The sequence below is a fragment of the Bradyrhizobium erythrophlei genome (assembly GCF_042430365.1).
Classification (GTDB): Bacteria; Pseudomonadota; Alphaproteobacteria; order Rhizobiales; family Xanthobacteraceae; genus Bradyrhizobium; species Bradyrhizobium erythrophlei.
This window is the reverse complement of sequence record NZ_JBHMET010000271.1, coordinates 2,761-11,753: the sequence shown is the minus strand read 5'-3', so window position 1 is coordinate 11,753 and position 8,993 is coordinate 2,761. Positions and strand designations below refer to the sequence as shown.

At 59.4% G+C, this 8,993-nt stretch carries 14 protein-coding genes and 1 pseudogene; 5 read left to right on the top strand and 10 right to left on the bottom strand.

Annotated features, from left to right (window positions below):
- Positions 1-164 precede the first annotated feature (164 nt).
- Positions 165-500 (bottom strand): ferredoxin FdxA, encoded by a 336-nt coding sequence (gene fdxA, locus ACFFWD_RS41965; RefSeq protein WP_247345266.1) that lies wholly within the window; start codon positions 498-500, stop codon positions 165-167.
- A gap of 38 nt (positions 501-538) precedes the next feature.
- Positions 539-1,141, bottom strand: a complete 603-nt coding sequence (locus ACFFWD_RS41960; protein WP_376975270.1) for a MarR family winged helix-turn-helix transcriptional regulator — start codon at positions 1,139-1,141, stop codon at positions 539-541.
- 97 nt (positions 1,142-1,238) lie between these two features.
- On the opposite strand from ACFFWD_RS41960, the gene rpoH reads away from it, so the two are divergent.
- The 3 genes from rpoH to ACFFWD_RS41945 all read left to right on the top strand — a co-directional run bounded on the left by rpoH (position 1,239) and on the right by ACFFWD_RS41945 (position 2,842).
- On the top strand, positions 1,239-2,138 hold the full coding sequence (rpoH, locus tag ACFFWD_RS41955) for an RNA polymerase sigma factor RpoH (RefSeq protein ID WP_376975269.1): 900 nt from the start codon (positions 1,239-1,241) through the stop codon (positions 2,136-2,138).
- 180 nt (positions 2,139-2,318) lie between these two features.
- Positions 2,319-2,555: a zinc-finger domain-containing protein gene (locus ACFFWD_RS41950; protein ID WP_376975268.1), complete on the top strand. Its 237-nt coding sequence runs from the start codon at positions 2,319-2,321 to the stop codon at positions 2,553-2,555.
- A gap of 149 nt (positions 2,556-2,704) precedes the next feature.
- On the top strand, positions 2,705-2,842 hold the full coding sequence (locus tag ACFFWD_RS41945; protein WP_376975267.1) for a hypothetical protein: 138 nt from the start codon (positions 2,705-2,707) through the stop codon (positions 2,840-2,842).
- 135 nt (positions 2,843-2,977) lie between these two features.
- On the opposite strand, the gene ACFFWD_RS41940 is transcribed toward ACFFWD_RS41945, so the two are convergent.
- Positions 2,978-3,487, bottom strand: coding sequence for a methyltransferase family protein (locus ACFFWD_RS41940; RefSeq protein WP_376975266.1), 510 nt, complete (start codon positions 3,485-3,487; stop codon positions 2,978-2,980).
- A 566-nt stretch (positions 3,488-4,053) separates the two neighbouring features.
- Here ACFFWD_RS41940 and ACFFWD_RS41935 point away from each other — a divergent pair.
- Positions 4,054-4,395 carry a hypothetical protein gene (locus tag ACFFWD_RS41935; RefSeq protein WP_376975265.1) on the top strand — a complete coding sequence of 114 codons (342 nt, stop codon included), beginning with the start codon at positions 4,054-4,056 and terminating at the stop codon, positions 4,393-4,395.
- A 1-nt stretch (position 4,396) separates the two neighbouring features.
- Here ACFFWD_RS41935 and ACFFWD_RS41930 read toward each other — a convergent pair whose 3' ends face one another.
- The 3 genes from ACFFWD_RS41930 to ACFFWD_RS41920 form a co-directional block, all read right to left on the bottom strand.
- The gene (locus ACFFWD_RS41930) at positions 4,397-4,603 is read right to left on the bottom strand and encodes a hypothetical protein (RefSeq protein WP_376975264.1); all 207 of its coding nucleotides are present in this window, start codon (positions 4,601-4,603) and stop codon (positions 4,397-4,399) included.
- A gap of 104 nt (positions 4,604-4,707) precedes the next feature.
- Positions 4,708-5,868 (bottom strand): acyl-CoA desaturase, encoded by a 1,161-nt coding sequence (locus ACFFWD_RS41925; protein WP_376975263.1) that lies wholly within the window; start codon positions 5,866-5,868, stop codon positions 4,708-4,710.
- A 202-nt stretch (positions 5,869-6,070) separates the two neighbouring features.
- Positions 6,071-6,280 carry a cold-shock protein gene (locus ACFFWD_RS41920; RefSeq protein WP_376975262.1) on the bottom strand — a complete coding sequence of 70 codons (210 nt, stop codon included), beginning with the start codon at positions 6,278-6,280 and terminating at the stop codon, positions 6,071-6,073.
- Positions 6,281-6,497: 217 nt separating this feature from the next.
- On the opposite strand from ACFFWD_RS41920, the pseudogene ACFFWD_RS41915 reads away from it, so the two are divergent.
- A pseudogene (locus ACFFWD_RS41915) lies at positions 6,498-7,328 on the top strand (alpha-hydroxy acid oxidase); the annotation flags it as partial.
- 95 nt (positions 7,329-7,423) lie between these two features.
- Here ACFFWD_RS41915 and ACFFWD_RS41910 read toward each other — a convergent pair.
- The 4 genes from ACFFWD_RS41910 to ACFFWD_RS41895 all read right to left on the bottom strand — a co-directional run bounded on the left by ACFFWD_RS41910 (position 7,424) and on the right by ACFFWD_RS41895 (position 8,965).
- The gene (locus ACFFWD_RS41910; RefSeq protein WP_376975261.1) at positions 7,424-7,630 is read right to left on the bottom strand and encodes a hypothetical protein; all 207 of its coding nucleotides are present in this window, start codon (positions 7,628-7,630) and stop codon (positions 7,424-7,426) included.
- Positions 7,631-8,084: 454 nt separating this feature from the next.
- Positions 8,085-8,366, bottom strand: a complete 282-nt coding sequence (locus tag ACFFWD_RS41905) for a DUF1488 family protein (protein WP_376975260.1) — start codon at positions 8,364-8,366, stop codon at positions 8,085-8,087.
- 40 nt (positions 8,367-8,406) lie between these two features.
- Positions 8,407-8,703, bottom strand: coding sequence for a hypothetical protein (locus tag ACFFWD_RS41900; RefSeq protein ID WP_376975259.1), 297 nt, complete (start codon positions 8,701-8,703; stop codon positions 8,407-8,409).
- Positions 8,696-8,965, bottom strand: coding sequence for a hypothetical protein (locus ACFFWD_RS41895; protein ID WP_376975271.1), 270 nt, complete (start codon positions 8,963-8,965; stop codon positions 8,696-8,698). The genes ACFFWD_RS41900 and ACFFWD_RS41895 overlap by 8 nt, the downstream gene beginning before the upstream one ends.
- Positions 8,966-8,993 lie beyond the last annotated feature (28 nt).

Genomic DNA, 8,993 nt, shown 5'->3' with positions numbered 1-8,993 from the left:
TATCTGCCGGATCGACGAAAACCTCTTGCACCGCACGGCCGGACCATACATTCGGGTCAAAGTCAGAAGAACTCAGCATGAGCACATATCTTCCGGGTTACCCCTGAAAGCAGACATCGCTCGATGCAGTTGGCACGTCTCAAGCAGTGCGGGCGCTGTCCGCCTCAATCACCCGCGCCGGGATTTGGCGAGAAGTATTGGAGTTTGTCCGGCTTCCCCTCCCACTCCTTAGAGTCGGGCGGGGGCGCTTTTTTGACCATAATATTTGGCCAGATTTTCGCGTATTCCGCATTCAGCGACAGCCATTTCTCTAGCCCCGGCTCGGTGTCAGGCTTGATCGCGTCGACCGGGCATTCCGGCGCGCAGACCCCGCAGTCGATGCATTCGTCCGGGTGGATGACGAGCATGTTCTCGCCCTCGTAGAAGCAGTCCACGGGGCACACTTCGACGCAGTCCATGATTTTGCAGCGAATACAGCTCTCGTTGACGACGAAGGTCAATTAAGCGTCCTTTCAGCAGATCGCAGCGGTGAACTCATTCATGGTATCCGTCCGTCCTCGCGGTGCTCGTTCATGGGTTGAAAATGGACGCACAGAAGACCTACGTCCTCTGGCTGAATCGGAACACCGAGGAGCAGGCATTCAACGGCCGAGGGGCCCGTGCTAGGCAGGTTGCCGCACATCTCTCTGCCGAAGTGCGCGCAGTCCAGGCAAACACCGAACCGCCGATGCGCACCACCCGTAGCTAGAGTGGACAGCACTTGGTGCAGGGCGCGACGCATCGCAGTTCGCTCTGTCGCGTCGAGCGAATCCACGGCGCGCACCAGAACTTCGAACGGATCGCGTGCAAGCGCTTTTTTGCCCTTGCTCGTCAGTCGCAGACTTACGCTTCGCCCGTCCGTCTCGAATGGCTGTCGGACCAAGTACCCACCCGCTTCAAGCGCCTTAATGGCTTGTGTTGCAGTGCCGCGGGTTGTCGCTTGAAATTCCGCGAATGCCGACGGGGTCCGCGAGAACGGGTTGGCACGTGCGAAGAAGCGGAGCGCCATCCATTGGGCCGGACTGAGTTCACCGTCATAGCCCTCAGCCTGTACGAGCCGTCCCACCTGCAGCAGGAGCTCTGCCGTTTCGCGCGCTGACATGACTGCCTCTTTGGAAATATAATAGTGTTTCGAAATTAACTTGACAACCGATCGGGTGCAGATAATTGTGTTTCGAAACTAGTTTGAGGGCTTGATAATGGCCCGCAACGCGGCCCTGCCGATCCTTACGGACGAACCCGGCCTCACCCATTATCTTGAGGAAATTCGGCGGTTCCCGATGTTGGAGCGCCAGGAAGAATACCTACTAGCCAAGCGCTGGCGCGAGCACGGTGATCGCGACGCGGCGCACAAGCTGGTCACCAGCCATCTGCGGCTCGTGACCAAGATCGCCAGGGACTATCGCGGCTACGGCCTGCCGATCTCTGAGGCGATCTCCGAGGGCAATGTCGGCCTGATGCAGGCGGTCGAGCGCTTCGAGCCGGAGAAGGGCTTCCGGTTCGCCACCTACGCCGTGTGGTGGATCAAGGCGGCGATCCAGGAATACATCCTGCGGTCCTGGTCGCTGGTGAAGATGGGCACCACCGCGAACCAGAAGAAGCTCTTCTTCAACCTGCGCAAGGCGAAGAGCAAGATCTCCGCGCTGGACGAGGGTGATCTCCACCCCGACCAGGTGAAGCTGATTGCCAAGCGCCTCGGCGTGACCGATCAGGACGTGGTCGACATGAATCGCCGCCTTGGTGGCGACGCGTCGCTCAACGCCCCGATCCGCGACGACGGCGAAGCTGGCGAATGGCAGGACTGGCTGGTCGACAACTCGCCCAACGCCGAAGCCCTGATGGCGGAGAGCGAGGAATTCGATCATCGCCGGCAGGCGCTGAATGGTGCCATCGGCGTGCTCAACCCGCGCGAACGCCGCATCTTCGAGACACGCCGGCTCGCCGGGGAACAGATCACGCTCGTGGAGCTGGCCGAGGAATTCGGCGTCTCGCGCGAGCGCGTGCGCCAGATCGAGGTGGGCGCCTTCGCGAAGGTGCAGAACGCAGTGAAGCACCGCGTCGCGGCGATAGTGACCCCGGAGCCACTGCAGATGCGTTAGCTTCCAACCCCCTTCCATGGTTGGAGAAACTGACGATGGACGTGTCGCTATGGGTGCGTTTTACGGCAACCGAGCGACGCGAGAGGGGCGCCGCTCACCGGGTGCTGATCGAGCCCTCGCTCGACGATCCATGCGCGGCACTTTGCATCATCGACCGGGCGCCTAAGCCGCGCGCTGCAGATGGAAAGTTATCCGGCGTTTCATAATGAAGTCGGGGTGCCGATCGTGCGCATTGGTTGCCGCGAGTTCAAGTGCATTGGGGATATACCGCCGCAAGATCACCCACACATCTACCTAAAGATGGGCGATGCCAGTGAGATCGTCTGCCCCTATTGCTCTACGCTATTCCGGTTCGATCCGAGCTTGGGCGCACACGAAGCTGACCCGGCAGATTGTGCTTACGGTGATACGGACTGAGTTGAATTGCAGTAACGCTGCTTCCTTCGTCATGCCGGCCGCAGCGCCTTTACGGTTTCGGTACGCAGGCTTGACCTTGACGCCCGCGCGTCGCAGGTTTCGGGGCACCGCGCGCAGCTCGCGCGCCCAACAGACAGGATCTATCTTTCATGGCATTCGTGCAGTTCACGCAACCGGACGATCAGCCCATCGTCATCAACACGGATAGGATCGTGACCGCCACACCACTGCCTGACGGACAAGGCACGCGCATCACCTTGAACACAACGGTGGCTATGAGGACGTGACGCAACTCATCGCTGACGTGCTGCGGCAGTTGAACATAAGCGCGTAGGCTCAGGACATGGGCGAACCATTCCGCCGATCAAGTGAGATCGCGCACTTTCTTGAGTGAAATCAGCGCTGAGGTCGTGCGACAGCCATTACCGACCGGCTCGCCAAGCGGTTAGGCGCGGGATCCAACGCGGCACATTGATGCGCAACGCTTCGTATTCCGCCCCGAATGACTTCTTTAGAAGCGTCGGCTCTTCGTTGGCCACGACAAACAAGTGGCAGACGAGCCAGAAAACCACGCCGTAGGCGAACAGCCGCCAATCGCCGAACAGGACCGCCTGGCCGAAAATGACGGCGGCAACCGCCAGGTAGATTGGATTGCGCACATACCGATAGAGGCCGGTAACGACGAGATGTTGGGTCGGGGCGATCGGCGCCGGCGTGCCGACCCCCTGCAGCGCGAAACGCGCGAATGAATCCACGAGCCCGGCTACGCCGGCAAGAATGAGCGCGGCGCCGACGAAGCGCGTGAGCTCGACGCCGGGAAACGATAACCTGAACTCCCAGCGCGAAATCCACCATGGGACCACCCCGGCCACCACGCAGGGCGCGAACACGAAGAAAATGGCGGTGCCGATAACGGCGGCGGTTCTTCGCATGGACACGATCCGTTCCCTGGTATTCTAGCACTCCGCACCGGGAGCGTGTCAGGCCCGATGTCGCAGTTGGGTCAAAAGCTCCGTTTTGGCTCTTTGCCGGTTACTTCCGGTCCGCCTCGATGAACGGACATCGTCAGACCGCCCCGGCATGTCTCAAAGGGGCCAAAAGCGTCGTCTTGGCCGTGCGCGGATCACTTCCGACCTTCTCCGATAAGCGGACAACTTCTGCGCCGGTTGGACCGTCTCAATGGTGCTAATCTTTCAGCATCAGCTACCTTGTCCCCGCATAGTCAGGTCCCGGTCGCCGCGCCGCTGCATGAGGTGAAGGCAAACGGCTCACTACAAGCATCACCCACTCACGCGCGCCTGTGCCATCCTGGCGAATCGTCACTAAGGCGGTGTCCAAGGCGACATGAGGAAGTGAGGTCGACGACTTGAAGGGCTGCCGTCGAATCGAAGCCAGCGTTCTATGGGATGGCTGCTGCTCTTTAGATTTCAATCGCAGGCCGGAAGCGAAATGCCGCTCAAAGCATGACTACATGAGGGATTTGAGCGGAGCACTTGCGGTGATGGAAGCTGACGCCCCGCCGATGGAAGACGCGGCAAAAGCGATTCCGACTGCGGAGCCGAGTGGCAAATCATGGATTGGCCGCCCGTCGAGGTCGATCGGCGAGACGAGATGCGGCCGCCGAATGTTTCGCGAATCATCCGATGAGCCATCGCCCTTTATGGATATCGAACTTCACCAAGCCCTCGTCTCGCATTTTCAACAGGAGGGATTGGCAAGCTTCCTCATTCGCAACATTGGCGCGTTTCATGACCTCGTATACTTTGAGCGGCTTCTCACGGAGCGCGCTCAGGATATTTTCTCGATCGTTCGGCACGCCATACTCCTCCAACTGCCCTAAATCACTGAGAATACGAAAGCTGATCTTCCGTAACCACTCGCTCAACATTCCCTGATTTGCTCTTGATGCGGTATCTAAGACGTCCGTCTGCCTCAATGGGCATGCGTTGAACGATGGTGTAAATCATTGGTGGTTCAGTTGCGGCACGACCTTGTGGACCTTGGGGCTGGTGGTGAACGTCTTCATTCAGCTTATAGGCATATGACATGTGTCTACCTCCAAAATTTGCGGCTGCCATGCTGTGATGAAATGCACCCTGTTGTTCTTCCGGCGCCGCTCGTGCTGCTCCAGCAGCGCGCCCATCCATGTCAGTTACGATCGAAGCTGAAGGGATGCAGCCAGGTGCGAGCCCACAGATTCAAGAAGAAGATAATATGCTCGATCGACGATTTCGTCCAACGAGCGGGTACGCGTGAACATGGCTTGGGCCCGACCGAGTAACTCGTTGCGAGTCGGCATCCTGTTCAGATGAACGGCCGTCAGCGCGTCGGCGGCATGGCACTTTGCTTCGTTAAGCGCCTCCCGCAGGGTGGACAGTTCGGATGAGTGCATCGCCGATGTAATAGCCAGCGCAATCCGCTCAGCGTTGAAACGTTTGGCAAGCTGCTCGGCCGCTCGATTGATGGCCCGCGCTCCGAGCCGATGTTCGTTGCGCATCACCTGCTCGGGCGGCGCCTTCAGGTCCCAGACGATCCCAAGATAAGATAGCGCCTTCAAGATGTAGAAAGTCATATCAATTTCCCACCAACGAAACCCTTGGCGAACGCTACTTTGGTAGGCGTGATGATTGTTGTGCCAACCCTCACCCATCGTCACCAGTGCCAGTACCCAGTTGTTGCGAGAATCATCCCCGGTGACGTACCGCTTACGTCCGTGAACATGCGCGAGAGAGTTGATGCAAAAGGTTGCGTGATAAAGCAGCACCGTGCTCCACAAGAACCCAACCACCAGCCCGGACCATCCTGCGACGAGAAAACAGCAGGCAGCGAGCGCTATCGCAGGCAAGACCTCAAATTTGTGCAACCACCTTAATTCGGGAAACGATGCAAGATCCGCGACCTTCACCAGATCGGTCGCATCGTGTTGTCGCGCGAAGATCCAGCCAACGTGGCTGTACGCAAAACCTCTATGCCGGGGCGAATGCACATCTCGATGAGTATCGGAATGCAAATGGTGGTGCCTGTGTTTGGCCGCCCACCACAGGATGCTCTTTTGGGCGCTGCTTTGAGCGAGCGCGGCAAGGATGAATTGAAACAGTCTGCTGGTAGAGTAGGACCGATGCGAGAAGTACCGATGATACCCCGCGCCGATCGCGAACATGCGTAGCCAGTATATCGTCATGCCGATGACGACCGCCTGCCATGTAATGCCGGACCAGAACGCCGCGGCGCATCCCAGATGGATCAATGCAAATGGGAGCGCGGAAGGGTAGACGATATCGTCGTGCTGGTCGTCGACGTCGATGTTGGACATATCAATAATTTTCAGCTCCTTATGGCTTCTAGTCGGGCGCATGAAAAAGGTGCCCAAAGGCCGACTCAAAACACGTTTGCAGGGCACCCGCATACGCTCGCAAAAAGAGCCCCGCCGCTGGGGGGGGCCAGGTGGCGGGGTTCTCTACCAGAGGCTTTGCCAGTACATCCGTGGTCAAAGCATTGATGGCGTGTGGGGAGGCTTATACGGCGCGCAGATTTTCCGCAGCAGATTTGCCGGTCCGGCGGTCTGCGACCACGTCGAAGGAAACCTTCTGCCCCTCGTTGAGGGTGCTCATGCCGGCACGTTCGACCGCGCTGATATGAACGAAGACATCCTGGCTGCCTTGGTCCGGCTGAATAAAGCCGAAGCCCTTTTGGTTGTTAAACCACTTCACTGTTCCCGTAGTCATGGGAGATCGTCCTTCGAGTGTGTGTAGTTGAGACCGCGCCCAACGCGATCGGTTTAGTCGAGATCTGAGGGAGAGTCGTCAGTCAGGCGCGCTACTTGCGGCGAGGCCAAGTCGTTCGGCCGAAACTCGATGAGCAACATATAGTTGTCATGCAGTCGTATCGCAAGGAAATGTTTGGTTCCCTGGCGGAGTCGCGCATTTGCTCAGGAACGCGGACGCGAGAGGAGCATCCAAGGGGTCCCGATACCACCTAGGCGATGTCAAGGTGACTCGTGTTCCTTCGAGCCTTACGGGTCAGGTCTATCAGTTCCACAAGGATCGAGGCCTCAACCGGGCTATGCTCCAGCGGGCCAAGGCGGCCCGGGTTGATATCATGATGCTGACCGTCGACAGCATCACAGGCGGCAACCGCGAGCGCAACCTACGCACCGGATTTTCCATTCCATTCAGGCTGACGCTCGCCGGGATGCTGCAATTCGCGATCAAGCCCGTATGGGGGATCAACTGCGCCACTCGCGAGCGCTTCAAACTGCCCCAACTCGACGAGCACGTCGACATGAGCGGCGGCGCCCTTTCGATCGGTCGCTATTTCACCGAGATGCTCGACTCCTCTATGAACTGGGACGACGTGGCGGAGATGGTGCGGCAATGGAACGGTCACTTCTGCCTCAAAGGCATCATGTCCGCTGCCGGCGCCAAACGCGCCGCGGAGATCGGCTGCACGGGCATCGTGGTCTCCAACCATGGCGGCCGGCAGCTGGACGGCTCACGGGCATCATTCGACCAACTGGCCGAAATCGTCGATGCCGTGGGTGATCGCATCGACGTGCTCATGGATGGCGGGGGGACCCACGTCCTGAAGGCCCTCTCTGTCGGCGCCAAGGCGGTCGGCGTTGGTCGCTACTATCTTTTTCCTTTGGCTGCGGCCGGCCAAGCTGGCGTCGAGCGCGCGCTGGGCCTGACGCGAGCCGAAATAGAGCGCGACATGAAGCTGATGGGTTGCACTGCGATCAGCCAGCTCTCGCGCGACAATCTGCGGTTCAGATGAGCGATGCGCGTCAGCGAAGTCCTCACAACAGCCAAAGGAGCGCTTGGTCCGAGCGGACTGCAGTACGCCCGCCGCGCAGCCGCCTCGCGTCGGAGCTACGAGAACAACCGGTCAGCTGCCTTGTCGAGCCGCAGCCCTTCGGAAGCGCTTGCGCCATAAAAACGACCAATCAATTCGCCGGATGCCCGATAAATTTTGGTTCCCTTGAGCTCGTACAGCATCTTGCCCGTGAGGTCGAAAATGGCTGAACCGATCACGAGTCCGACGTGGACACCCTTACTATTATATATGTCGTGTTTCACGCGCGACCTCTTTGGTCGTGAGCCTCGCCGAGCGATGCTGCGCTCATTCGCCGGCAATAGCGAGGAAAATCGATCAGATTTGCCTATCGGGGCGGCTTCAGCTCGCCATCGCACCAGGCCAGCACTTCGGAATTGATCGGATCTGCGGCGGTCTGTGCTTGATGGACAAGCCCGCATTTCCTGCATCTTAAGGTCCAATGCTCGAAGCCGGGTCTTCCTGACACAACATGCAGCACTTCCATTGTGCCTTGGCACAGCGGACACCGCGGCCGTACAGTTTCGCGGGCCGAGAGTTTGTTCGTGAGTTGCGCGTCTGGCATGCGACACTCCCGGTTTGTGGCGGGAGCACAACACTCCAGTCACCGATGGCTGCCAATGACTGAGCGGTGATGCCCGATAGCCTACACCCAAGAACGCATTGGCGTGCGTTAGAAAGTACACACAGAGGAAGCTGCTATCTCTGGTTCCGGAAATCAATGCTGCGCAGGATGATGCCGGGCGGCGTGCCCTCGAGCTCGGTCGCCCGGTATTTGCCGTCGGCGCAGGCTTCGATACGATCGCGCAGCCTTATGAACTGCGCCTCGCGCTGGTCCCCTTTCGCTCGGGCACCTTCCAGCTCATCCATGGCAGAGGTTGAGACCGCGCAAGGAACCTCCCTCTCGCCGTCAAGCATCGAAAACAGGACGACCATCCTGTCGTATTCATAGCCGATGAAGCGACCGGGCGTCAGGGTCATGTCTCCTACTCCTAGCAAAAACGACGTAGCGACCAACGCCTCAGCCGTGCTCGGTAAGCCGGGCAAAATCCTCAAGGATGGCCGCGACCAGATCGCGATGCCTCGTGTCTTCCGGCGCCAGTCCTGCGGCATACAGTTTCAGGACGTAGCGCGCCTTGACGGCTGCCTCCGGCCACGACGCGGCGGGGTACGACAGCAGGTGATGTTCGATCTCGGCGCGGCGCTCCCGCAGCTCCCTCGCATGGGTCTCGACCTCGGCCAGCGCACGGCGGAGGTCGGTGGCCTTCTGTGCCGCCATGCCGCGGTGACTATCGAGGTCGAGCGGTTCGTCAGACATCGGAGGCGCTTGCATCAATGCGTTGCGCGTCGGCGAGATCGACCGAGCCGATCGAGACCATCTCGGTCACAAGCCCGCGCGAACCCTTTGCTGGAACGATGATCATGGTGGCGATGCGCCGAAACACCTCGAATGAGAGTCCCTCGATCGTCTCCTCGTCGGTGATGACGTCGTACTCGCCGGCGGGCAACAGGCGATCGATGCCTCTGATCCGGAAGGGGTGCTTGAAGGTAACGACTTCGCGTCGGGAACGCACGGTCATGCGCCTGCCTTTCACGAATGCCTGCGCG

What these genes read in the sequence shown, in the direction of transcription:
- ACFFWD_RS41960 (WP_376975270.1), bottom strand. Translation starts at nt 1,141, where the DNA reads ATGTCAGCGCGCGAAACGGCAGAGCTCCTGCTGCAGGTGGGACGGCTC.
- rpoH (WP_376975269.1), top strand. Translation starts at nt 1,239, where the DNA reads ATGGCCCGCAACGCGGCCCTGCCGATCCTTACGGACGAACCCGGCCTC.
- ACFFWD_RS41950 (WP_376975268.1), top strand. Translation starts at nt 2,319, where the DNA reads ATGGAAAGTTATCCGGCGTTTCATAATGAAGTCGGGGTGCCGATCGTG.
- ACFFWD_RS41945 (WP_376975267.1), top strand. Translation starts at nt 2,705, where the DNA reads ATGGCATTCGTGCAGTTCACGCAACCGGACGATCAGCCCATCGTCATC.
- ACFFWD_RS41940 (WP_376975266.1), bottom strand. Translation starts at nt 3,487, where the DNA reads ATGCGAAGAACCGCCGCCGTTATCGGCACCGCCATTTTCTTCGTGTTC.
- ACFFWD_RS41930 (WP_376975264.1), bottom strand. Translation starts at nt 4,603, where the DNA reads ATGTCATATGCCTATAAGCTGAATGAAGACGTTCACCACCAGCCCCAA.
- ACFFWD_RS41925 (WP_376975263.1), bottom strand. Translation starts at nt 5,868, where the DNA reads ATGTCCAACATCGACGTCGACGACCAGCACGACGATATCGTCTACCCT.
- ACFFWD_RS41920 (WP_376975262.1), bottom strand. Translation starts at nt 6,280, where the DNA reads ATGACTACGGGAACAGTGAAGTGGTTTAACAACCAAAAGGGCTTCGGC.
- ACFFWD_RS41905 (WP_376975260.1), bottom strand. Translation starts at nt 8,366, where the DNA reads ATGACCCTGACGCCCGGTCGCTTCATCGGCTATGAATACGACAGGATG.
- ACFFWD_RS41900 (WP_376975259.1), bottom strand. Translation starts at nt 8,703, where the DNA reads ATGTCTGACGAACCGCTCGACCTCGATAGTCACCGCGGCATGGCGGCA.
- ACFFWD_RS41895 (WP_376975271.1), bottom strand. Translation starts at nt 8,965, where the DNA reads ATGACCGTGCGTTCCCGACGCGAAGTCGTTACCTTCAAGCACCCCTTC.